This is a genomic window from Mesorhizobium sp. B2-2-3 (genome assembly GCF_006442405.1).
Taxonomy (GTDB): Bacteria; Pseudomonadota; Alphaproteobacteria; order Rhizobiales; family Rhizobiaceae; genus Mesorhizobium.
The window spans coordinates 61857-85205 of sequence record NZ_VFWC01000008.1; the positions used below are offsets into that span (position 1 = coordinate 61857).

23 protein-coding genes and 1 riboswitch are annotated in these 23349 nt (G+C 62.8%); of the genes, 4 read left to right on the top strand and 19 right to left on the bottom strand.

What is annotated here, in order from left to right:
- Positions 1 to 37 precede the first annotated feature (37 nt).
- Entirely contained in the window at positions 38 to 2440 is a 2403-nt protein-coding gene (locus FJ951_RS16120) for a tetratricopeptide repeat protein (protein WP_140515903.1), read from the top strand.
- Between the two features lie 168 nt (positions 2441 to 2608).
- On the opposite strand, the gene FJ951_RS16125 is transcribed toward FJ951_RS16120, so the two are convergent.
- The 4 genes from FJ951_RS16125 to FJ951_RS16140 form a co-directional block, all read right to left on the bottom strand.
- The gene (locus FJ951_RS16125) at positions 2609 to 3631 is read right to left on the bottom strand and encodes an ABC transporter substrate-binding protein (protein WP_140515905.1); all 1023 of its coding nucleotides are present in this window, start codon (positions 3629 to 3631) and stop codon (positions 2609 to 2611) included.
- Complete coding sequence (locus tag FJ951_RS16130) at positions 3624 to 4391, bottom strand: ABC transporter ATP-binding protein (RefSeq protein ID WP_140515907.1); 768 nt, start codon at positions 4389 to 4391, stop codon at positions 3624 to 3626. Before FJ951_RS16130 ends, FJ951_RS16125 begins: the two co-directional genes overlap by 8 nt.
- On the bottom strand, positions 4388 to 5206 hold the full coding sequence (locus FJ951_RS16135) for an ABC transporter permease (RefSeq protein WP_246671734.1): 819 nt from the start codon (positions 5204 to 5206) through the stop codon (positions 4388 to 4390). Before FJ951_RS16135 ends, FJ951_RS16130 begins: the two co-directional genes overlap by 4 nt.
- A 35-nt stretch (positions 5207 to 5241) precedes the next feature.
- Positions 5242 to 5850, bottom strand: coding sequence for a YkoF family thiamine/hydroxymethylpyrimidine-binding protein (locus FJ951_RS16140; RefSeq protein WP_140515909.1), 609 nt, complete (start codon positions 5848 to 5850; stop codon positions 5242 to 5244).
- A riboswitch (TPP riboswitch) is annotated at positions 5841 to 5954 on the bottom strand. It overlaps the preceding gene by 10 nt.
- Positions 5955 to 6172: 218 nt before the next feature.
- Between FJ951_RS16140 and FJ951_RS16145 the strand changes: the two genes are divergently transcribed.
- The gene (locus FJ951_RS16145) at positions 6173 to 6490 is read left to right on the top strand and encodes a hypothetical protein (RefSeq protein ID WP_140515911.1); all 318 of its coding nucleotides are present in this window, start codon (positions 6173 to 6175) and stop codon (positions 6488 to 6490) included.
- A 127-nt stretch (positions 6491 to 6617) separates the two neighbouring features.
- Here FJ951_RS16145 and msrA read toward each other — a convergent pair whose 3' ends face one another.
- The 6 genes from msrA to FJ951_RS16175 all read right to left on the bottom strand — a co-directional run bounded on the left by msrA (position 6618) and on the right by FJ951_RS16175 (position 9095).
- On the bottom strand, positions 6618 to 7136 hold the full coding sequence (gene msrA / locus FJ951_RS16150) for a peptide-methionine (S)-S-oxide reductase MsrA (RefSeq protein WP_140515913.1): 519 nt from the start codon (positions 7134 to 7136) through the stop codon (positions 6618 to 6620).
- Positions 7137 to 7321: 185 nt separating this feature from the next.
- Positions 7322 to 7633: a hypothetical protein gene (locus FJ951_RS16155; RefSeq protein WP_140516297.1), complete on the bottom strand. Its 312-nt coding sequence runs from the start codon at positions 7631 to 7633 to the stop codon at positions 7322 to 7324.
- Positions 7634 to 7733: 100 nt separating this feature from the next.
- On the bottom strand, positions 7734 to 7934 hold the full coding sequence (locus FJ951_RS16160) for a hypothetical protein (protein WP_140499930.1): 201 nt from the start codon (positions 7932 to 7934) through the stop codon (positions 7734 to 7736).
- The gene (locus FJ951_RS16165; protein WP_140499931.1) at positions 7919 to 8158 is read right to left on the bottom strand and encodes an ABC transporter permease; all 240 of its coding nucleotides are present in this window, start codon (positions 8156 to 8158) and stop codon (positions 7919 to 7921) included. The genes FJ951_RS16160 and FJ951_RS16165 overlap by 16 nt, the downstream gene beginning before the upstream one ends.
- Positions 8155 to 8355, bottom strand: a complete 201-nt coding sequence (locus FJ951_RS16170; protein ID WP_140499933.1) for a hypothetical protein — start codon at positions 8353 to 8355, stop codon at positions 8155 to 8157. Before FJ951_RS16170 ends, FJ951_RS16165 begins: the two co-directional genes overlap by 4 nt.
- Positions 8356 to 8357: 2 nt before the next feature.
- The gene (locus tag FJ951_RS16175; protein WP_140515915.1) at positions 8358 to 9095 is read right to left on the bottom strand and encodes a glycosyl hydrolase 108 family protein; all 738 of its coding nucleotides are present in this window, start codon (positions 9093 to 9095) and stop codon (positions 8358 to 8360) included.
- 184 nt (positions 9096 to 9279) lie between these two features.
- Here FJ951_RS16175 and FJ951_RS16180 point away from each other — a divergent pair, with 184 nt between their 5' ends.
- Entirely contained in the window at positions 9280 to 10107 is an 828-nt protein-coding gene (locus tag FJ951_RS16180) for a class I SAM-dependent methyltransferase (RefSeq protein WP_140515917.1), read from the top strand.
- A gap of 179 nt (positions 10108 to 10286) precedes the next feature.
- Here FJ951_RS16180 and FJ951_RS16185 read toward each other — a convergent pair whose 3' ends face one another.
- Entirely contained in the window at positions 10287 to 12860 is a 2574-nt protein-coding gene (locus FJ951_RS16185; RefSeq protein WP_140515919.1) for a hypothetical protein, read from the bottom strand.
- 334 nt (positions 12861 to 13194) lie between these two features.
- On the opposite strand from FJ951_RS16185, the gene FJ951_RS16190 reads away from it, so the two are divergent.
- On the top strand, positions 13195 to 13377 hold the full coding sequence (locus FJ951_RS16190) for a hypothetical protein (RefSeq protein ID WP_140515921.1): 183 nt from the start codon (positions 13195 to 13197) through the stop codon (positions 13375 to 13377).
- Positions 13378 to 14233: 856 nt separating this feature from the next.
- Here the strand turns inward: FJ951_RS16190 and FJ951_RS16195 are convergent.
- The 8 genes from FJ951_RS16195 to FJ951_RS16230 form a co-directional block, all read right to left on the bottom strand.
- Complete coding sequence (locus tag FJ951_RS16195; RefSeq protein ID WP_246671735.1) at positions 14234 to 14707, bottom strand: hypothetical protein; 474 nt, start codon at positions 14705 to 14707, stop codon at positions 14234 to 14236.
- Between the two features lie 297 nt (positions 14708 to 15004).
- The gene (locus tag FJ951_RS16200) at positions 15005 to 15439 is read right to left on the bottom strand and encodes a hypothetical protein (RefSeq protein WP_140515925.1); all 435 of its coding nucleotides are present in this window, start codon (positions 15437 to 15439) and stop codon (positions 15005 to 15007) included.
- 384 nt (positions 15440 to 15823) lie between these two features.
- Positions 15824 to 16303, bottom strand: a complete 480-nt coding sequence (locus FJ951_RS16205; protein WP_246671736.1) for a hypothetical protein — start codon at positions 16301 to 16303, stop codon at positions 15824 to 15826.
- Positions 16300 to 18681, bottom strand: a complete 2382-nt coding sequence (locus FJ951_RS28470) for an HNH endonuclease signature motif containing protein (protein ID WP_181172246.1) — start codon at positions 18679 to 18681, stop codon at positions 16300 to 16302. Before FJ951_RS28470 ends, FJ951_RS16205 begins: the two co-directional genes overlap by 4 nt.
- Positions 18681 to 19184 (bottom strand): hypothetical protein, encoded by a 504-nt coding sequence (locus FJ951_RS16215; RefSeq protein ID WP_140515927.1) that lies wholly within the window; start codon positions 19182 to 19184, stop codon positions 18681 to 18683. Before FJ951_RS16215 ends, FJ951_RS28470 begins: the two co-directional genes overlap by 1 nt.
- Before the next feature lie 2 nt (positions 19185 to 19186).
- Entirely contained in the window at positions 19187 to 19840 is a 654-nt protein-coding gene (locus FJ951_RS16220) for a hypothetical protein (protein ID WP_140515929.1), read from the bottom strand.
- 293 nt (positions 19841 to 20133) lie between these two features.
- Entirely contained in the window at positions 20134 to 22590 is a 2457-nt protein-coding gene (locus FJ951_RS16225; protein ID WP_140515931.1) for a hypothetical protein, read from the bottom strand.
- Positions 22590 to 23201: a hypothetical protein gene (locus FJ951_RS16230; RefSeq protein ID WP_140499954.1), complete on the bottom strand. Its 612-nt coding sequence runs from the start codon at positions 23199 to 23201 to the stop codon at positions 22590 to 22592. Before FJ951_RS16230 ends, FJ951_RS16225 begins: the two co-directional genes overlap by 1 nt.
- Positions 23202 to 23349 lie beyond the last annotated feature (148 nt).

The window sequence follows — 23349 nt, forward strand, 5'->3', positions numbered from 1 at the left end:
TGCCAAGGCGGATTAAAGTTTTGGGGGGACCAGCGATATGATGAGGTGGAAGGATGCGCGGCTCCTCGCCGCCGCGATCGCGCTGACAAGCCTTGCGCCCGACCGGTGGCCCTCAGCCGGGCTTGGCGCCGCTCTCGCCCGGAACACGCCTGCGCTAGCAGCCGAGAAGGATTATGCAACCTGCTTCGGCGAGGACATCGAGCCGGACAAGCGCATTGTTGCCTGCTCCGCGATTGCGGAGGACGCCGCAGAGCCAGCGCGCAGCCGCGCCACAGCCTATTTCCAACGGGGCGTCGCTCTCGGCGACCAGAAGCAATACGACCGATCGATCGCCGACTACAGCGAGGCGATCGCGCTCGATCCGAACGACGCTTCCGCGTATCTCAACCGCGGCGCCGACTGGTTCAGCAATGGAGACGACGACCGTGCGATCGCGGACTTCAACATCGCCATCAGCCTGGAGCCGTCTTCCAGCGATGCCTACAGCAACCGTGGCCTCGCCTTCCTGCACAAGGGCAAGATCGACGCGGCCGTCATCGATTTCCAACAGGCAATCGAGGCGGACCCTCAGAATGGCAAGGCGCATGCGGGCCTGGGCATCGCCTGGGACAGGATGGGCGACCCGAAACAGGCCCTGGCCGAGTATGACGAGGCGGTCCGTATCGATCCCAACAACATATTGGCCAATGTCAAACGCGGTATCGCCCGCGCCGCCGAGAGTGAGTTCGATCCCACTGTCACCGATGACGATGCTGAACAGGCGCCCGGCGAGGACTTATCCGCCGCCAAGGATACGACCAGCAATCGCGCAGCCGCAAAGACCTTGATCGAGCGTGCGGGAATGCGGCTGTCGAAGTATGGCCTCGAGGGCGCGCTTCTCGATTTTGACAAGGCGATCAGCCTCGATCCCGACAATGCGGACGCCTATCTCGGGCGCAGCCGCGCAAGGACACTCAAGGGAGACAGCGCCGGAGCGGCGGCGGATTGCCTGCGCGCCATCGAGCTTGATCCGACGCGGGCAGGAAGCTGCGGCGCTCAGCTTGCCGCCGACCAAAGCAAGCCGGCACAGTTGCCGGACACCCAACAGCAAAAGCAGCGAGCCGTCGTTCCGGATATCACTGCCACCGAAGACACGCTGGCCGCAAGGGTTCTGGAGGCGACCGATCCGCGCGCCCTCGAAGCGATCCTTGGCGGCGATGCCTTCCTGGACATGGGCAAGTACGATCAGGCGATCGGCGCCTACAACAAAGCGATTGCGCTCGATCCGAACAACCGGTTCGCCTATTACGGCCGCGGCAAGGCCCAGGCCGCCAAACGCGTTTACGAGCAAGCGATCGCCGATTACGACACGGTCATCCAGCTCGCCCCCAATTTTGCTGCGGCTCATTCTCGCCGGGGCCTCGCCAAGATCACGTCAGGCGATGCCGAAGGCGCTCTTGCCGATTGCAGCCGGGCTTCAACACTCGATCCAAAAGCGCGCGACGCCTACTTCTGCATGGGCATGGCCTGGCACGCCAAGGGCGACGCGGGGCGCGCGATTGCCGCCTATTCGGTAGCCATCGAGATCGATCCGAAAGACGACGCCAGCTATTATGGGCGCGGCATGGCGCGTGCTGACAGGAAGGACTATGACGAGGCAATCGCCGACTTCGGCCAGGCGATCAAGCTCGATCCCGACAATCGCGATTACGCGGTCGCCCGCAAGGCGGCTGTGGCTGCGAAGGGACAGGGCGATATGGCGGCCGCCACGCTCGGCGCCGTCAGCTCGGCGGCGGCCACCGCCAGTTCAGCCGCCGGTTCGGCCGCACCGAGCGATACTGATTCGGCCGCCAAGGCGCTTTTCGCCAAGGGTCGGAGGCTGCATGAGAAAAATGACTATGACGGCGCCATAGCCCTGTATGGCAAGGCGATCGCACTGGTCCCGGCATTTCATGACGCCTATCTGGCCCGGGCCATGGCTTGGGAGGCCAAGAACGATTATGCTCATGCTGTTGCCGATTACACGCAGGCGATCGCGATCAATCCGAATATAGCCGAGACCTACTACAGTCGCGGCCAGAACCTCAGTTTCCAGGAAAACTACGACGGGGCGTTTGCCGACTTCGAAAAGGCCATCAATCTCAACCCCGCGGACGCAAGGGTCTATGCCGATCGAGGCCTCCTATGGATGGGAGGGCACGAGGACGTCGCCGCGCTGCACGATTTCGAAAAGGCCATCAGCCTCGATCACAAGAACCCCTTTGGCTATTTCGGTCGAGGCGTGATCCGAACCAGCAGAGCGGACTATGAAGGGGCCATCGCGGATTTCAGCCAGGCGATAAGGCTTAAGCCGGATTTCGCAACCGCCTACGAGGCGCGGAGCCGGGCGTGGGAAGCCAAGGGCAACCGCAAGCGTGCTCAGGCCGATCGCAAGAAGGCACTGAGCCTTGGGGTAGATTAGACGGGCTTTTCGGGAGGGCGCGGATTTTGCGTTGGAGTGGTTTGGGCGTAATGGCAGTCGCCGCTCTGTGCTTTATTGCGGTAAAGGTTTTGCCTTGGGCGCAGCTCTGACGAGGCTGACGAAAGGCAACCAGCTTGAGCAGCGCTGGCGCCCGATGCGGTTTGATCCCTACCCCAAATAGAAGTTACTGAAATAGTTGCCAAAATCCGGTTGCCGGGCAACGGGCTCGCCGTCCCCGTTCCGGAGGATGCCGGCGGCGAAGAGATAGGAACCGATCGCTTCCATCTTGGCCGGGTCCATGCTGCCTATGGCGCCGTTTCGCCGGCGCAGATAGTGCCCGTCGATCAGCGTCTTCAGCGAGGCGTGGATCAATGCCGGATTGGTCAGGGCGTCCTTGTTGGCGGCGATCAGCAGTGTGGCCGCTTCTTCGGGATGATCGACGGTGAACTGGTAGCCGCGCCGCGTTGCCCGTATGAAGCCCGACGCCAATTCCGGATTTGCACGCAGATACGCATCGCTAGAGGAGATCAGCGTGGTGTGCTCGTCGGGCACGCCGTAGTCGGCATAGACGAAGCTTCGCTGTTTGACGCCTTTCAGTTCTGCCTCGACGCCTTCCCAGGTCGAGACCTCCAACGTGAAGTCGACCGAACCGTTGGCCAGCGCCTCATAGGCGGACGTGCCGAGCGTCACCGTTTCGAAAGCCCCCTTGCCGCCGTCGTGACGGATGATGGTCGAGATCAGCGCGTTTTCCCAGGCACTGCCGAAACCGCCATAGGTCAGGCCGTCAAGATCCCTGGGGGTTTTGATCTCGTCACGCGCTGCATTGAACACCAGCCGTCCGGTTTCGGACTGCACCACGGCATAGACCGCCTTGAGATCGGCGCCGGCGGCTTTCTGGGTGAAGAGGCCGATGGAGCCGTTGATGCCGAAATCGGCAACGCGGTTGGCAACCAGCGTGCCTGCACCGGTATCGCTGTAGGGCAGGATGTCGACCTCGAGGCCGGCCTCGCTGTAAAACCCTTTGTCGCGAGCGACGAACAGGCCGATATGGTTGGTGTTGACCGTCCAGTCCAGCGCCACCGTTACTTTCCGGGCGGCCGCCTGGGCAAGAGATCGGCCTGGCCGGGCTATAAGGGGAAGGCCGGCAGCGGCAGTGAGCAGCAAGGCTTGCCGGCGCGTCAGGTCAGTCATGGTCCGTGTCCTTCTGGTGGCTCGGGTTGAGGAGGATGTCGAGGATCTCGGCTTCGAGGGTGCCGGCCTGCCGTGCAGCGCCGCCGGCCAGTTCGCGTGGACGCGGCAGCGGCACGGTGATCTCAGCGACGACGCGCGCCGGCCGCGCCGAAAGCACATAGATGCGGTCGGACAGGAACACAGCTTCGCGCACGTCGTGGGTGATCAGCAGCGCCGTCCAGCAGTGGCGCCGCCACATCTGTTCCAACCAGCGTTGCATGGCGGCGCGGGTCAGCGCATCGAGTGCGCCGAACGGCTCGTCGAGCAGCAGCATATCGCGTTCCTGCACCACGGTGCGCAGCAAGGCCGCGCGCTGGCGCATGCCGCCGGAAAGCTGCGCCGGAAAATGCCGTTCGAAACCGGCAAGCCCGAATTCCTCGAACAGCGGAGCAACGCGAGCGCGGGCAGCCTTGCGCCTGACACCTTGCACCTCAAGCCCGAGCGTGGCGTTGTCAAGAATGCGCCGCCAAGGCATCAACGCGTCGCGCTGCGGCATGAAAGCGAAATGCCGGCCGTGGTCATCGAGCGGCTTGCCGTCGAAGAATATCTCGCCCTCGCCGTGAAGCGCGCCGGTCAGAAACTGGAACAGCGTCGACTTGCCGGCGCCGGAGGGGCCCAGAATGGAGACGAATTCGCCGGCGCCGACGCTGAGCGAAATGTCGGCAAGCACGTCGAGTCCTTCGAAGGCCTTGCGCACATGTCGCAGTTCGAGCCGGTTCATCGCCACGGCCCCTTTCCTGCGGCCCGCCCGCCGGCGGTCCGTTCCCATGGCATGGCAAGGCGCTGGACCAGCATCGTCAGCCCGAACAGGACGAGCGTCAGCACGGCGCTGACGGCGACGGCGGCCAGCACCAGGTCCGGGCGGAAGTTGTTCTTGGCGTTGAGCATGTAGATGCCGAGGCCCTTCGCCGCGCCCGCATATTCGGCGAAGATGGCGCCCACGACAGCATAGGTGATCGAGATCCTGACACCGGCGAAGAAGTAGGGCAGCGCCGAGGGCAGCCGCGCCAGGACGAAGACACGCCAGCGCCCTGCCCCCATGGCGCGCAGCATTTGGCCGATCTCAGCCTCCGTCGCCTCATATCCTTCGGCCAAAGCCACCAACATCGGAAAGAAGGTGACCAGCGCCACCAGCATGATCTTGGGCATCAGCCCAAAGCCGAACCACAGCACCACCAGCGGTGCAATCGCCACCAGCGGCAAGGTCTGGCTGACCACGAAGACCGGAAAAAGGGCGCGCCGCAATGGCTGGGAGAAGTCGATCAATATCGACAGCGCAAAGGCACCGCCGAGCGAACAGGCAAAGCCTGCGAGCGTGGCGCGGAGGGTTGGCACGGCGTTATCGGCCAGCGCGTGCCGGTTGAGCATTGCCTGAGCGAAGACGCGCGATGGCGCCGGGAGGATTGTCGGCTTGATGCCACCAAAGCGCGCATAGAGTTCCCACGCGGCTAGCAGCAGCCCCACCGAAAGCATCGCCGGAGCGGTTCTGGCGATGAGGTCCACGATCGGACGCGAAGGGGCGGACGGGGAGGACACGCAGGTACCCGGAGCGGATGGCGCGGGGCGCGCCGTCAGACGGCGGTGGGGCTGTTGGCCGAGACGGTGACGTCGAGCGTTACGTGGCCGGCACCCGGCCCGAAGCGGCAAAAGGCCTCGTTGAGTGCGGTAAAAATGGCGCCTGCGTCGCCGCGCAACTTTGTGCAGAAATGCTTGGAGCGCTCATATACGCCCGACTGCTTCAGGAAGTCGATGCAGCCATAGATCTCGTCCATGTGGTCGTCGGTGCCCATGACATAAAGCGAGAACTGCGCCGCCGCCGGCTGGCCGGTGGCGGCCACGCCGCGCACGGCGGCGATAGCGGCTTCCTTGCGCGGGCCGAGCGGCCCGGCAGGTCCGCCAAACGCGTCGGAGCGGCAGATCAGATCGTCCGGCTCGCCCGGGCAGCCGCGCGAGATGGCGGCCGAAAGCACGCAATGCTTGCCGCTGCGCGCTGCCGCCACGAACAGGTCGCGCATGGCAGGAAACAGCACCTCGGGCGGTCCGACCAGCAAGGTCGAGATATCGTCGGTCTCGATCCGCAGTCGATCACGATAAGGGTCCAGTGCCCCGAGCGCGCCAAGGATGACGCCGACAAAATCGCTGGACATGGGATATAGGGAAATCTGTGCGCCTGAAAACATCGCCCGCCTCGCTCCGCTGGTATTACCCAGATCAGCTTCTAGGGTCTGTGGGCTTGCCGCCCCCGTCTCAGCCCCGACCGTACGGAGCACCCCTGTGGATGGACGCGTTAAAGCACCAATCGGGCGGCTATGAAAGCTGTTTTTTCAGGACCATCGCCGGAAATGCATTGCGCCAGGCCTGATTTATGGGCGGTTCCGTCGGGCCCGGTCTTGAGGGAAATTTGTCCGGAACCTTAGCCACGACGAGTGGTTGTCCCTATAGTCGCAAACGCGACGAACTTCGTGGAAACGAGCGAAGACTTCACAGAAATGGAGACAAACCATGCTCATGAAAATCCTCGCAGCTTCGGCTCTTACCATTGGTCTCGCGACTTCGGCGATGGCGCAAAGTGCTGGCGGAAACGGCGCCAATAATGGGCCCGGCAGCGGCCAGTCGGTCACGGTCGACCCGAACACGCCGGCATCGCCGAACACGGTGGATCCTGGCACGACCGGGAGCACGACCGTCATGCCCGACGGCATGAATTCGAACGCGGACCGGAACTGTCCGGCCAGCCCACAAGGTGCTCAGCCGGATGCCAGCCACACCGCTCCGGGCACGGCTTCGCCGACTGTCAACGACAAGCATTGCGGCAAGTAGCCACTCGCCGAAACTGCTGGAGAATGCCACGGGGCGCCTGTTCCGTGGCGTTTCCGTCTCTTTATGTTTCACCCTCGCCGAACAGGCAGGCGCCTGAGACGTAAACCGCCATCGGCCTTCGTCTCGCCTACGAAACAGCCTTTTCGCGAACCGGCAGCTTCCAGCCCGGCCTGACGAAATGACAGGTGTAGCCGTTCGGGTATTTCTCCAGATAGTCCTGATGCTCGGGTTCGGCTTCCCAGAACGCGCCGGCCGGAGCCACCTCGGTGACCACCTTGCCGGGCCACAGGCCCGAGGCGTCGACGTCGGCGATGGTGTCTTCGGCGACGCGCTTCTGCTCATCGCTGGTGTAGTAGATCGCCGAACGGTAGCTCATCCCCACATCGTTGCCCTGGCGGTTGCGTGTCGTCGGATCATGAATCTGGAAGAAGAACTCCAGCAGCGTACGGTAGCTCACCCCGGCGGGATCGAAATTGATCTCGATGGCTTCGGCATGGGTGCCGTGGTTTCGGTAGGTGGCATCAGGCACGTCGCCGCCGCTGTAGCCGACGCGCGTGGACAGGACGCCCGGGATGCGTCGGATCAGATCCTGCATGCCCCAGAAACAGCCGCCGGCAAGCACCGCGCGTTCGCTTGAAGTCGCCATATCAAATCTCCCCAAAAGCAACTCCGGGGAAAGGTTGTAGCCGTTTCCGTCCGGAATTGCGCACGATAAAACTGGAGGCCCGGCGCTATGACAGCCGCTCCAGGATTTCCCATAGATGGGCATTGTCGTCGGCTTCGTCCAGTCGACGGGCGCGTCCTGCTGCCGATCACCACGGACGCGCGGCGTCACTCCCCAGGCCTGAACCTGCGCACCACGACCTCGAATACGATATCCGATATCCACATCGCGCAGACGCCGATGAGGAATGCGGCCGCCAGGGTCGTGGTGTCGTCATTGGCCATCGGCAGGCCCATGGCGCGGGAATACTGGACCACGGGCAGCGTCAGATAGGCGGCGGCTAGCGCGCCGCAGATCGGCGAGGCCACCATCTCGCGCGGTTTGTAGCGGTGGCGCGACAGCGCGCGCAATATGCCGCCGGAAAGGCCGGCGACCACCACCGGCACCTTGATACCGAGCAGGTCGAAAATATCATGCATCATTTCATTGTCTCGCGATCAGGAAACAGAATGACCGATCCGGCACCGAAGATGAGCGGTCCCCGAGCAGCAGGGCCCGAATCGAGCGGCAATACGATCGTCATGGTTTCCACCCGCACAGTTTCTCGCCCTTGCGGTTGTGCGCCAGCAGCGTCCGGACTTCCGCATCCGACAGTGCTGCGACGGCGGATGCGGACAAGCGCAGCGGGCTCGAGACCGCGCAAAATCCGCCGGTGACGGTGGTGCAGCCGGCTACCGCGACAAGTGCTGCGGCCGCTGCGACAATCAATCCCTTGCCCATGACCTGAGCTCCTTTCGGGCAGTGGCGGCGGGTAGCGCGCCGATGTCGTTGTCAACCTGGTCGGCGACGTCGCGCGCCGCCGCCTCGGCCGCGGCCTGCCGGCTACGTTCGGCGCGCTCGCCGGCAAGCCGCTGGCGAACACCCCAGCCAAACGCAGCGACGATGGCTGCGCCGATGCCGAGAACGGTCGAATTGCTGAGCAGGAAGGAGAGGAGCGCGCTCATTGGTTTGGCGCGTCCTTGACGAGATAGCCGACGGCAAAGACGGCCAGCGGCAGCAGCGTGGCCCATGTCTCGGCATCGTACCAGGATGGCCAGACATTGCGCACGAAGACGCCCGAAATCGAAACGGCGGCGGCGGCGATGGTCGCGGCCGTCAGCTTGTTGGTCGGACGGATGGTCGGCTGGGTTGTCGTGGCCATGATCAGAACATTCCTTGCAAGGCGGCGGCGACGTGGTGCCAGGCGGCGTAGGCGACGAGCAGGCACGCGACAATGATCCCGCCCGCCTTGGCGGCGGCTGGGATGTTGGCGCCGGCAGGCGCCGCCGCGACCGGTTCGACGGCATCTGTGGCAGCAGCGCCGCCCGGCGCCGCCGCAGCAGCGGTCGGCGCAGGATCTGGCCGCGTGGCCGATGCCTCGCCTGCCCCGACAGCCATCAGCAGCAGCGCCTGTGCGCGGACGGATCCGACCCGGCTCGACCAGCCTTTGCCGAAAGTCGGCCAGGTCGGAAGCCGCTTCAGGAAAGCCAGGCGGGCATCGCAGAGATTGTCGATGACGACGGCGGCCGGTCGGGAACCGACGGCCGCGAGCGTCTCGGGCCCGATGCGGCCGTCCTGGGCGGTGCCGACCACTGCTTGAAGATATTTCGCCGCCCTGCCCGGCCCACTGTTCACGGCATAGTCGAACACCGCGTAGTCCACGCCGTCGGGCAACTCGGCGCCAGCCACCGCATCCCAGTAGAAGCGGCGGTACACCGTGGCGAGCTGGGCATCGCTGATCTTCCTGAGATCCGCCTTGGCGGCATCCGCCTTCACGTAGCGGCGGAAATTGGCGAGCGTGACGCCCTTCATGGTGGCGCCGCCCGGATCGGCCGGATTGTCCGACCAGCCGCCTTCGGATTTGAGGACGAGCGCAAGCGCCCGCGTAAAATTGCGGTCCATGATATCCCTTTCGATTTCTTGGTGGATGAGGTGAGTGGGTGATCGCCGGCAGCACAGGGGTGCGGATAGTCGCCGTTGCGCGCGCCTCGGTGCCTACTTGCAGTGCGTCAAAACCGGAGGTCGCCTTGCGCGCCGGCCGGCGCATGGTTAGAAAAAATACAATTTTGGGACGAACAGGTCTGGGATGAGAGACTTTGTTGGCGCCGCGCGGCGCCTGGCCTTCAACAGGCTGTCGGCCGCCATCGATCGCCGCTGGAACGTCGACCCGCTGGGCTCGGCGCCGCGTGCCTCGAAAAAGGAATATCTGAGGCTGTTCGAAGCCACCCGGCGCGTCTCATTCGCTGAGATCGACAGGCTCGAGGCCGAAACCGGCTTTGCCGTCGATCGCGACTGGCTCGACGAACTGGCCCTCCACACCCAGATCACCATCAAGACCAGCGCGCTCGCCTACCCGCACGGGCGGGTGCTCTACAGTCTTCTTCGCCGCCAGCTGGCCGACAGCCCAAGGCCGTTCACCACCGTCGTCGAGACCGGCACCGCGCGTGGTTTCTCCGCGATCTGCATGGCCAAGGCACTCGCCGATGCCGGCGCCTGCGGGCATGTCGTCACGCTCGACGTCCTGCCGCACCATCATCGCTTCTACTGGAATTGCATCGACGACCATGACGGCAGGAAGTCGCGCGCCGAACTGCTTCGGCCTTGGCAGCCGCTGGCCGACCGGATCATTTTCCTGCAAGGCGATTCACTCCTTCAATTGCCCAGGGTCGGCGTGAACCGGATCCACTTCGCCTTCATCGACGCGCAGCACACCAGGAAGAACGTGCTGGCCGAGCATCGCTGCGTTTCGGGCGTTCAGCGCGAGGGCGACATGGTCGTATTCGACGACGTCACGCCAGGGTCCTTCGATGGCGTGGTCGAAGCAGTCGCCGAGATCGAGCGGCAGGGCCGGTACGAGGTGCGCCGTCTGAACGCGTCCAAGCAAAGAACCTATGCCTGGGGCATCAGGCGGTGACGAGACGACAGCCCGGATAAACCATCGGAGGCGAGACCTTGCTCAGAAATATCGCCCGCAGGCTTTATCTCGGCATGCGCCGGAACATCGACACCCCGCCCCATGGCGGCCGATGACTACCTGAAGGTGCCGTACTTCCCGATGGCGACGAAGCATTGCTGATCCTGCAAGAAACCGAACTAGCGCACCACCCAGCGATTGAGCCTGACCGCGCGGCCGGCAGCGGCTGCTGCCGGCAAGGCATTGGTCAGTGTCACCGTGTTAGCCGAAGGTGCGCCGTTCACAGTTGTGTGGTGCCATTGGAGCTCTGCTCCGGTAATCACAGTGTCAAGTTCGATTCCAATACGGTCGCCAGCCGTGATTCCCGCGACGCTTGCTAAGCCAATCGTGGTGGCACCGGAAATGGCGGCGGTGGAGACGGTGGTCTTCAGTAGGAATGTATTTCGATATCCACCAAATTGTGCCCGCTCGATGGTCGCTCCAACGGGAAGATAGCTTTCCATAAGGAAGCTATAGCAAAGCCGGCTGATGTCGGTCTCTTGATCACGCAATCGCAGTATGGGCGCGGCGAAGCCTTGTTCAAAATCGATACTTTCAATGATCGTTGCGCCAATCCATCCGGACGCCCCAACGAAGAATGAGGCAACAGATGGGTGTATCCACAGCCAGTTGGTTGAAAATTCATAAACCGATGCACCGGTTCGAGCGATTGACTGGCCGTTGCTACCTTTTGCATAGTACGGGGCATTGCCTGACAACACGGTGCCAGAGGCGTCGAAACAGATGACGGTAATGGCGCGCGAACCGTTAAGGAAGTTGAGGAACGCGTGCTGTGTGGTGTTGGCTTTTTTGTAGATGTGGCCGACAGCCTGGCCCGAGCTTGACACCACAAGTTGGCCGTCGCCGTTGGCCCGCGACGTGCGCGCCGTGACACCGTTGGTCAGGAAGGGCGATGGAGCTGTATAACCGCCGGTCGCGCTGTCGTACAAAACGACGCCGGGTACCGTGATGCGGCCCTCGGCCTGCACCGGAAAGAACCGCTCGCCCTGAAAGCGCCTCACCAAGTTGGCCCCTCCAGTCGGCCTATTCGACATATCTCGCAGCGAGACAAACAGGCGCTTCAGATCAGGCGAAAGGATGTTCGCGTCATCGATGCCTGACGCGCTCAAAAGATCAATGTTGAAGGAGGCGAAGCCAGTCGCGGATGGCACGTTGACGAGAGCAAGTGTGTTGGTGAAGGCGCTGTAAGTTTCGATGCGCGCATTCTTGAAAAACACGGTGGTCAGGTTGCTGGTGCTGCCTAGCGCGGCGTAGATGAAAGCTGCATGGCTAACGCCGGCCGAGCCACCATCAATGCCGATTTGGGGGCTGTCGATCAACACCTCTTCAACGGCAGCGGTCCCGGCGAGAGTCAGCTTGAAGGTCCCGCGACCCGCCGCCTTCTGGTTGGTGCCGATGTACCAGGTTCCACCGCGGAACTGGTTGTTTACGAAATAGCTCGCGCCAGCCAGATCGCAATGCACATGGGAGCCGTTGTTGTAGAGAGTGATGATGTTGAATTCGTTGCTTACCCAATTTGTATTTGCCGTCAGGCCGTCGAAATAGAGCCCTTCGTCGTAACCACGGGCAGCAAGCCAGAGCTTGCTCTCGGCCATGCCGCCGAAGTGAATGCCTCGCGTGTTGGCGACAACAGATTTGTCTGGTGTATTCTGGACTTCCAACCAGATCTTTGCGCCGCGCAAAACATTCGTTCCGGTCCCACCGATGCGGACCGCCGAAAGGCCGTCGAAAGCACCGCGTATCAGCGCCCCCTTGCCATTGATCTCGCTGATGTCGCGCCAGTCGATAGAAGAGCCAACCGCGTAGTATGTTGCTACGGCAGGCAGGACGAGCACGGCCTTGGTAATCCGGCAATAGGAGCCGAGCGCGTTTAACGCAAGCGCGTTGTCGGCAAGCCCTTCACGGGCGCCAAACATCGTGGCGGTGGCGACGCTTTCATTCAACACCCAAAACCCGCCATTGACCGCATCGGTCGTCCCGTCCGGCATGAAGCGGTCGGCGGAGCGGAAATAGGCCAGCGCCGGGTAGCCGCCGGCGGTGATCGCCGCGCGCGACATGCGGGCATAGTTGGCGCCGCCCACCAGGGTTGCCGGGGTCGTGAAGACCGGGGCGTAGAATTGGGTCCTGATGCTCTTGACGCCGGCAGCGATCGTCGAGCCCGATGCTGTCGCCACGGATGCGTAGATCGGCACGTTGACGCCCGAAACCTGCGCGGCGTCGGCGGCATATTGCTGGGCCAGGTCGCGCGCGAGTTCCGCGATGTGGATGACTGCCGCCAGCGCCCCGCCGATATCCCCGAGCGGATCATCCGACAGATAGTAGGAGATCACGATGTCGCTCGTGCCGATCACAGGATTGAGGGTCTGGAAAGCGTAGACCAGGCCACCCGAAGCAACCCCCTCCTGCACGTGAACGGTCGTTCCCTTCTGCATCGTGCGCGCGGTGCGGGCGTCCGCGGCGCGGTACCAGTAGCCCTCGCTCGCCGTATAGATGCCGTTCAGCCGGGCGTCCGACTGGTTCTTGACCAGCACCCGGTCGCCGACGGCGGTCAAAACCCCGTCGATCGTCTTCAGGCCGAGGATCCAGGCAACGCCGTCGACGATGACCGTCTCCAGGTTTGCCGTCGTCGCCAGGCGCACGGGTTCGCGCTCGCCCGTCAGCAGGCGAACGGCGGCAGTTGCGGGTCGGGCCATGAGGCTTGCTCCATAAAAAAAGCCTCGCGAAAGCAAGGCTTGGAATTCGGGTTGGTTGGCAGCGTGGCGACGGGTTCGGAGGGGATAAGCGCTGGCCCGTGCGGCCATGGCGCCACGGTCATTCAGGTTCTTCTTTGAGAAATTTCGTTACGGCCGCTCGGCCGGGCGAGAGACAATTCAGCGGTCGGTTTTCTGTCCTTGGGCACGCACTTCCTGAACAAGCAGCAATGCCGGCTTGCTCCCGGACTGGCTGCCGTGTTAACACCCGCGCACTGCGGTGGCTTGCGCTATGGGAGCGTCAATGTCGCAGCGCTTCCACAAGGTGTGATTTCCGATGAAAAAATCCGCGATTGTCGTCGCTGCAAACGACAACCGCACGGCAGAAGAAAGGCCGTTCGCTTCCCGGTACAAATCCGTTGGAGCGGTGGCGGCGCCGGCGGATTTACAGGCAGAAGAGCCGACCGAGGCCCGCACCCTGACGGCGTTGCAGATGTTCTGTCGCGTGGCGGGCGTCTAGATCGCCTTTAAGGCGTCATCCAGACGGCAAGGACAGGCTCTAAAGTCCCGACCCGCTGTATCTGGTGGCCTCCTTCCACAAGGCGAGCGCAAGGGCGGGTGTCCGACCTTTCACCGCATATTCGCGGTCCCGGTAGCTTCCGGCCGCAATCCACACCGTTTTCGAGCGTTGATAGATCGTAATGCCCCGCTCGCTCGCCCGCGCGAACAGTTCTGTGTCATTTCGATACATCGGTTCCAACCCCTGTGGCCCCCTCAAGGGGTAAGGTGCAACGAACATGCCAAAGTTTACGCCTAGCTAATATTATACATCGCAGAGCTGCCAGCTGCGCCATCGAAGTGCACTGGCAGCCCTAAAGCTAAGGTGTTCCGTGGGTGTTTCCGCTGTATTGCACCTGAACTGCCGCCAGGTAACAGAATAGACCAATCCGGAAACATTTGCTTAAAATTGTATTCTTTGGCCATCGGGTGCCGGCTGGCCAGAAATTCACCCACCAGGAATTTGGGTGACGGAACTAGCTCTCCTTCAGTTCCGGAAATTCGTCGGGCATTTTGCTCCGCCTCCATGGTGAGGTCTTTGTATCGCGCCGAGCATGCCAACCCACTGGCAAATCTGCCAATTGTGCAACCGTATTATCAAGCTCTACCACTTCGGCCAAACCCACCAAATTAGGTCGCCTTGATCAACTTCAGCTTCATCTCCGTAGAATTGCCACGACTCATCATCGGCATCATGTGAGGCCTAGGCAACCCAGCCGCCACCACCAAATATTTTTCCGGTCGATATGACGGCCAAATTTTCTGGATCTTCGAACTTCCATTTATCCATATCTTAGGCTCTTCTGCTTGCCGAGACATCATTCTTGAAGCAGCGGCAGAATCTTTTCGTCGAGGAATTTAAGCCGTCCACTCAACATCTCGGCGTTGGCGGGATTCGCCGGGACATTAACGGGAATCAGCTTCGCCACGGACTTCCCTTGCCGCGCAGCTTCAACCCACTCATCCATTGCACCGATATATCCGTCCAGCGCCTCGTACGGGGTCTCCAAATCGTCACCGGGCATGTACGCTGGGGGTACATCACCGACGAGCACCCATATCCATCGTGACACATCTGGTTTCCCGGGTGAAATCTCAAAGAGAAAAATGTATATTATCCCTTCGGCACCATATCCGAAATACTCGCCTTCGATTCTCCTTACCCAGTCGTATGATTTGATATATTCACGAGCTTCCAGAAGGGCGCTGTCAAGGTCATCATCTGCACCTGGGTCGTCTGCTGGTAGAGGAAGACGGCTTACTTTACCGAGATCCGGGGTAATTTTGCTCACAATTTCTCTCCACTACTTATCTTAGTCCGCAGCCATCGTCTCCTAGCCCAGCGCTGAAAATCGCCGGCTTCCATGTGGAGCCTTATGTGCTCTTCCCTGGTACGAGGCTTAATATTTGATACGTGATTTAGCCCACCATTGGCGACGATAAGATCTTTTCGTCGAGCCCGGCTGACATTAAACCGAAGGCAGATGTGTGACGCTGCTCAAAATTGGATTTGGCATTGATCGTCATGATTAACTCGACACTTATCCGAGGCGCTTTAACGTTCGTCGGCAACAACGCGGGCGACCCCACTACTTATTGCCGACGTCGAACGGTTGGATGGACGCGGAAGGAAGTCCCAGTTCATCAAGCACATCGAAGGCGCGCTCCGATATCACGAGGTTCAGTTTCTGATTGACGCCGAAGTCGTCGTGACCTGCTCTACCGTCCACCTTGAGCCAAACAAACGGAGGGAGCTCGACATCGGGCTGCAGCTCCAGAAAATTTTCGGATTTGGTGACTTCGGCAGGAGCGAATGTAGCGCCGGAGATGCCAATATCGAGCAATCCGCGCTTGGCTTCTTCCGTCACCAGGAAACAAGGAAAAGTGGTGACAAGCGCGTCGCCGAACCATCCCTCAACCTGATAGTGGAGCTTGCTCACGGCAGGCGGATGGACGCTGGGGTCCATAACAGTGTTCTCACCCAGCCCGCCAGCCACGTCAGGCTTAACTTCATAATATCTCATCAATCACCTACCGGCGGGTCAAACAAATGCCCATATACTTTGTCTAAATCTGTCGCGTAGTCAAGAACTTGCTGCCGGGAGGCGGTTGCGTGCGTCCTATTCGTCAATTCTGATCGAATGACTTTTATACACAAAAACGACTTCATAGAAATATTGTCTCACGGAATTGTCGATCGACTGTGATGGCGGCCATCATTCACTCCCGGTCCGAGGCGGCAACCATCGCCTCAGTGGGGGCCATATAGCCATCTGCGCAAGCGTTATATGCGCACTGGTGTTCCTGGTGGCAGGCCTCGCACCTTCGCGATAATTTGGCCCATATATGCCAATAGACGTCCAGATACGATCGTCCAACATTGGCGCTTATTGCGAGACGCCAGCACTTCACTTTCGAAGTAACGGAAGAACATTATCATCAAGGAACTTGAGGCGCCCACCCAACATTTTCGCATTTTCAGGAATAGCCGGCACGTTCACCGGTATAATGTCCTCGACCGACTTTCCTTCTCGCGCGGCTTCGACCCATTCTTCCATAGCGCCTATATAGCCGTCCAGTGCCACATAGGGCGTCTTGGCGTGGTGGCAGCTTATATAGGCCGGGGGCACGTCGCCAACGATCACCCATGTCCATGGCGGTACATTCGACTCGGCCGGCACGAACTCGAAGAGAAAGACATATATAATTCCGTCGAGTCGATATCCAAGGTATTCACCTTTGATAGCCGATACCCAGCTATGCGATTCCAGATATATTCGTGCATAGTGGCGAGCGCCCTGGAAGTCGACGCTGCCAGACCGATTGCCCGGGGGCAGAGGTTTTACGCTGCTCAGATCAGGACCGGCATCACCCAAGCTTGTGTTCACGGCTTTAACCCTCTCTTGCCTCTACTCCAACTGCCCCACATTTTAAAATGGCCTTGTTCTTTGTGATGCTTGATGTGGTCGGCTTTGCTGAGTGGCCCGTAATTCCACACATCATCTGTTCCGCCCAAAGACTTTGGCTGTTTGTGATGAAGATCCATGTACCAACCCGTGTCGGGATCTCTGGGCCAGTCCAAATTGTACTCCTTTTCCCATTTCCTCCGAAGAGACTTGGAACGCCCACCAAGCCAACCTGGCAGCTGGTCGTGAACTACAATTGACCCTTCTTTCAAGAACTGATTGCCAGCGCCCCATAACGCACCGGAGGCTACGCCGCTCACTATCGATTCATCACGGCCGGCGGCTTCGACCCCACCATAAGCAGCGCCCTCAGCGCCCATTAGGCCGGTACGAGCAAGAAGGCCGGACAGTCCTTCCATGGTGGCTGTGCCGAACCTGCCACTGAGCGTGATGCCGGCCTCTCCAAGACCGCGGCCGCTCAGATACGCACCAAGTGCCTCCGCAGCCGTCCCTGCGGGGCCAGCTCGATCCAGTGCATCTTGTGTCCTGGCACGCTCAGCGGCGAGCTCCTCCTCGTAGTTGCTCCCCGAGATCAATGAATTCATGCGGGCAGCAAATTTGTCGGAATACCCAAGGGTCGCGCCGTCTGCCATCAGGCGTACGGTGTCATTGAGCGCCACGAGCGGCTTCAGGTAGTCAGGCAAGGCGTCGAAAGCCGCCAGATTTCGGCTGACACGCTCCTCCGCGGATACGGGAACTGAGTTGTTCGCAATGCTTCGTGCAATCCGAGACTGGTTTTCGTCGCTCAGTTGCAGCGCCATGGCTGCCAGAACACCTGGATCGGATGTGCCCGTGAACAGATCGCGCAGCACCGCATCCCGCTCGCGTTGCGGCACGCTCTCATCGTTCAACGTGTCGACCAGGTACTTAACGACAGACGGCGGCAGCGGCTGGACTTTTTTGATTCCAAGCTGCAGCTGCACGGCGACAGAGCGGGCGACCGCCTTCTGGTAGGCAGCCGGATCGTAGCTGTCCTCGCTCGATACCGCGTTCCAGTATGCGTCCGCTGTCGGGTCGATCTTGCGGACAAAGTCGGCAGGAGCGGCGGCACGAGTCTGCAGAACCTGCCTGGCGGCGGCTGATGCTATCTCAAACTGCGCCTGATCCTGCTCCGAGGTGGTACTGCCCGGTTTTGGCTTGGCTGCAAACAGCTTGGCGTCAATGGCAGCCTTCGGCATTCTGACCATGTCGAATGCCTGAAGGCCGACCTCGAAGGTCCGTTCGAGGACCAGAGACTGTTTGCCGCCTTCCTCGACGCCGTAAACTGCGGCGAAATCACCGTCGTCCGGCTTCTTTCCAGCGTAGCCGCCAGTGTACATGAGGGCATCCGGTGCGTTCTGGCGAGCGAGTCGGATGTTGGTGTGCGCATCAAACAGCTGCTCAGTCATCGCGACCTGGACGTTTTGGCCAAGTTCCTGAAGGTCGTCCGGCGACAGGTCGGCAATCCATGAACCCGCAGCCCACGTTGCGGCATTCGCATGAGGCGTCTCAGGGTAGCCCGCCGGCTCGTCTATTGAGACGTTGGAGTTCGCAGCGAGTTTGGTCGCGGCAGCCGAACTATTCACGGCATTATCCGTCGTACTCACCTGCATCGACGCTCGCGCCCCGCCCAACATCTCGGCGGCCCGCTTCGGATCCTGGGCGATCATCGCCTGAACCAGTGCCTTGGCCGTGTTGCTGCGCCAGGCCACTTCCGCCGCTTGCCTGATAACCGGGTTTCCGATCTTGGCGATCAGATCGGACCCGTTTTGACGGATCACCTCGAAAGCTCCGATGTCGTTCGGGTCGCCTTTTGCGATGGAGCTGGTGGACATGGTGTCGACCTTCGCCCACTCCGCCAGCTCATACTCATCGCGCTGCTCTTGCTGCCGCTGTGCCATGCGCGGCGAGCCGGCCGCGCGCATCGGCTCCTTCTGCCTGGCGAAAGCGGCGCGCTGGCTCTCCGGTATCTCAGGCAGAGTCTCGTCGAACAGCGTGTCGAAAAGGCCGGGCTTGACCACCTGCCCGCTGCGCGGGTCGACCTCGCCATACATCGCATCGTGCAGGCCGCTGCCGTCGGCCGGCGCATTCGCCGCCACCTCGTCTTCCGCCTGCGCGATGCGCTCGGCGAACCGGCGGCGCGCCAGCTCCGCGTCGAACGCTTCCTGCCGCTCCTTCATCTGCCGGTAGCGCTCGGCGACGGCCGAGAGCTCGTCGCCAAGATCCTGCATCGCCCTGCCGGCCGGCGACCCCTCGGGATAGGAAACGCCATTGCCGGCCTCGAGCCGGCGCTGGGCAAGCTGGAGTGGAATCGTCGCCATCAGTAGAGCCCTCCCGTGAAGGCGCCGCCCGGCGCCGGCGGGAAGGCGCCCTTGCCGAAGGTCACGGCCTTGGTCGGGTCGTAGAGACGGGAGAAACCGGACACGAGGCTGCCGCCGGCCTTGAAGATCGACGCCGCCGCGGCCTGCCTGCCGGAGTAGCGCGCGAGCGCCGCCTGGCTGTCGAGAGTGTTGCGGCGCAGCGCCGAGCCGTACTGGATCGCCTTCAGGTCGAGCTGGCCTTGCCTGGCATTGGCCGCCAGCACCTCGGCCGGCGAGCCCGATAGGCCGACGCCGGAGGCGCCCGCCCGGGCCCGCGCCTGCGAAAGCAGCAGATCCTGCCTGTGGCGCTCCTGGCTCTGTTCGAAGGCGGCACTTTGCGCATCGGCCTGCGCCTGCTGCCCGTAGGCCTTGGCCTGGTAACCGGCCGCCTGGTTTTGCTGCCGGCCTTCGATCAATGCGCCACCCACCGAGATGGCCGTGCCGAGAAGGGCTAATGTGCACATGGTCAGCCTCGCTGGGATGCGGCAATGGGGGTTTTCCTGGCCGGGCGCGCACCGAGCGCCGGTCGCGGGTCGAGCGCGCCGCCGGGGTTGGTGAACGACAGAAGCAGCCTGTCGGCCTGGATTGCCGGGCGGCTGAGGCGCGCCGGCGCCGCTGCGCGCGGCCCGGCCATGGCGGCGCGGCGGGCAACGGCCAGGTTCACCTTCAGGTCAGGCATGCCGGCGGCGTCGAAGAGGCCGTTGGCGGTGGCGAGCGCGCGGGCGAGCGCATCGGCCTCGAACAGTTCCTGGCGCAACAGCTCGACCAGGCGGCGCACGGCGCGCCAGCGCTCGGTCAGCACCTCCGCCTTGGCTTTCGCTTGCCCGCCCAGCGCCTCGACGGCGGCGCGCGCCTCTCCCACGGCGGCCGCGGCACGGCATTTGTCCGCTGCCGCGATGATCTTCTCCAGCAGCGCGACGACGTCGTTGCAGTCGTCCAGCGCGATGCGCGCGGCGGAGAGATCGCCGTCGCCGAAAACGGCGCGGTCCTCGGCCTGTTCGCAGCCGCGCCGGCGGGCGATCGCATCGTTGAGGTCGGCATCGAGCAAGGCGATGACGGCAGCATATTCGGCAGCCGTCCGCGCCCTGCCGAGCTGTTCGGCATGGGGGGATGTGGTCACGGGATGGGTTCCTTGTGGTGGGCTGGAGGCGGTGGAGCGCCGATCTCCCCCCTTGTGGAGGAGATTGGCAGGGCAGAGGGAGGCGCGAAGGATCGCGGCGTTGATTCAGCCTGGGTTCTTCGCCCCACTCAGTGGGGAGAGGTGGCTCGGCGAAGCCGAGACGGAGAGGGACGGCGCCGACCTGTGCCGGAGACCCTCCGGCAGAAGCGCCTGCGCCTTACGAAGGCCCCCTCTCCGACCGCTTCGCGGCCACCTCTCCCCCGCCTCGCGGGGGCGAGGAACGCCAGCTCGCCCTACGGCTCGGCGTCGAACACTGGCGTAAATGCCCTTATCGTGCAGGGCGTCGGGTTGACGTGGCGGATCCGCACCCGGCCCTGCCCTTCCCAGCTGTCGTCGATGGGCACCTCGACATTGCCGGTGAACAGGCTCGCCTTGCCGTCGGGCGCGACGAGGGAGGGCATGCGCACGCTTTCCCAGCGGCCGCGGATCAGCGACTGCACCTGAAGCCCTGTCGTGTCGGTCTCGAGCAGCGACAGGATGACACCCGCCACCTTCTTGCGCCGCCCGAGGATCGAGCCGTCCCGGCCGGCGACGTCGAGCTCCAGCGTGTCGGCCTGCGACTGGAACGCAAGCCCGGCCTGCCATCTGGCCGCGACGGCGCCGCCGGGCAGCGTCACCTGGCCGGAGGCGACCGGCAGCCCGCGATAGACCTTGCCGCCGGCCAGCACGTCGACCTTTTCGCCGTTGAGATGGGCAAGCCCGGACACGGTGTTGACGGCGGCGCCCGAATAGGTCAGGCCGCAATCGACCTGGAAGGCGTCCTCCAGCGCCCCATATTCGAACGGCGCCGTCATGATCTCGATATAGCGCCTGGTCACGCCGCCGATGGTCCGCCTGACGATCAGCCAGATGTCGTCGACGCCATCCTGGCCGGGCGTCACCACAGCGCTTTCGACGGCCGCCCAGCCGGAACCGGCGACGGTACCGCCGAGGCGGTGGCGGTGCATGCCGCGCACCTCCTGCGAGGGCTGGTGGGTGTAGCCGCCGAGCTCGCCATTGTCGAGCGGAAACCAGAGCATCGGGTCGGGGTCGGTCTGGAACGCCAGCTCGACCACGCCACGCTTTGCGATATGCTCGGAGATCTGGCCGATATCGTCGGAGGTGAAGCGGCCGGTCGAAGCCTGCGTCAGCTCGGCGATCGAGCGGCGCGAGCGCGTGACATAGAGGAACGACTGGCCTGCATCGACGGGGCGGATGCGGGCACAGCCCGACGTGCGCGAGCGCCGGTTCTTGAACGAGGACGGCGTCAATGCCTCGTCGATGCCGGAGCCGGAGAGCGCGCGGACGCCGCCGAGCGTCCCGATCAGCAGCGCGCCGTCCGATTCCGCGATCCACGTGATGTCGTTCGCCTGGCCGCCGCCGGCCTGGAGGAATTCCAGCGCGTCGTCATCCTTCTCGCCCAATGCGAAATTGTTGAAATCCCCCGTTGCCGAGGCGTAGACCGAAAACTTGCGGCTGAAGGCCAGGCGCTCCTCGTAGAGCGATCCGCTTTCGACATATTTCCCCGGCACAAGCGTGCCCAGGCGCCAGCGGGATATCGGGCTGAGGTCCGGCAGGGCAAATCCATGCAGTTGGACTTTCACCGCCGTGGCGCTGGTGCGGCTGGTGATCTTGGCCCAGCGCCAGCGGCCATCGGACGCAAGCAGGCGAATGGCCCGGCCGACGTCCGAAGCCTGGAAGCCGGCACCGCCATTGATGCCGGCGGTCGATGACGCCGTGAGGTCGAACGGCGTCTGGCTGGCCGCCGCCCGGTTGAGGTTCAGTTCGGAAAACGCGCTGTCCGAGGCGCCGTTGATCGCCTTCCAAGTAAAGCGGTGATATTCGAACGCCAGCTTGTTCAGAAATTCGTAGTAGCGGGTTTCGCCGCCCGACCAGCCGGTCTCGCCGGTGCGGCTGTCGAGCGTCACCCATGTCGCGCCGTCATTCGATCCTTCAAGCACCCAGATAGTCGGCGTGCGGTCGACCGTTCCGCCGGTGCGTGCGGTCAGATAGTAGTTTTCGACGATGGCCTGCGCGCCACCGGCAAGCTGGTAGGTGACCGGGCCGTTGGTGGCACCGGCGATGCCGCTGTCCGTCTCTGTCGCCTTGTCGAAAAGCTGGAAGGCGTCCCCTGCCCCGCCCATGCCTGAGACCGTGCCGGAAGGCGCGGTGTTCGACGTCATCTTCGGCGTCAGCGCCCCATAGTCCGCGGGCGTCAGCGTGGTCGGCGTATCGTTGATGTCGTCATAGGGCCCGTCGTCGATCGCGTAGTCGTCGAGCGCCCATGCCGTATGGGCGGTGCGCGTCAGCACCTTGAGCGGATAGTCCCTGTGGGAAATCCACATCTGGTCCGCGGACTGCACATAGTCGAGATCGAACAGGTCGGCTTCAAGATAGGGCGAGGCCACCTCGACCGTGCCGACACGCGCGCCATAGGCGTAGACGCGGATGTAAAGATTGCCGAACTCCAGCATGTAGGCCTGGTCGGCCGAGAAGATGAACGGGATCGCCCGCGTCGCCTTGGCGGACGTCTTGACTTCGCCGACGAAACAGGTGCCGCCGCGCTTGCGGATGCCGCCATGCGGCAGGGTGACGAAGTTTTCGCATTTCGACAGCGCCGCGCGGTAGAGATCAAGCGAGGCGCGCGCGTGCAGGCGTGGCGAGATCTCGCCGCGGGTGAAGACGTCCTGGACCGGATAGAGCGTCGCCATCAGCGCATGGCCCCCGCATAAAACCGGCTGTCGCCGCGCTGCCGCGCCCAACTCGATGTCGAAAGCCGTCCGCCGCGCTGGATGGCCTGCGCGGTGAAGGCGGCGTCCAGCGCGCGGTCGTAGGCCGAACGGGCAATGTCGATCATGCCGGCCTTGTGCGTCAGCGGATGCGCGATCTTGATGGCGAGTGCCGCCACCAGCACTTCGGTGAACGGCGCGTCCCAGTCGTTGGGGTCGGTGAGGTTCGCGACATAGCGGATGGTGAGTGGTCCCGCCCGGTCGCTGTAGACCAGCCCCGCCTCCTGCCGCCACGAGATCGCGATGCCGTCCGGCTCGCCATTGTGGGTCAGCGGCAGCGGGCGAAGGCAATCGACGGGGAGTTCATAGACCCAGTTCAGCGTGCAATCGCCGGAACCGGTATCGCTGCCGGCCAGGGATGCCGAAAGGATGGCGAACACCCAGGCGTATTTCGTCAACTCGGCCTCGCGGGTCAGGTCGAAATGCATGTTGAGCAAGCGCGCGGCCTTGATGTCCTCGTCAAGGCTGTCGATCGGCGCCTCGTCGAGGACGGCCAGCGCCATATTGGCGATGTCGGTCGGGGTTATGGCCATGGGTAAGGCCTCCGTGGGTTGTGATTGGGGGAAGTGCGTCTTTCTCCCCGTTCACGGGGAGAAATGCCCGGCAGGGCAATGAGGGGCAGCGCCGGCATCGACGGTTGGCGTCAATGTTCAAGCGCCGGCGCTCGCAGGAAGGAGGTGG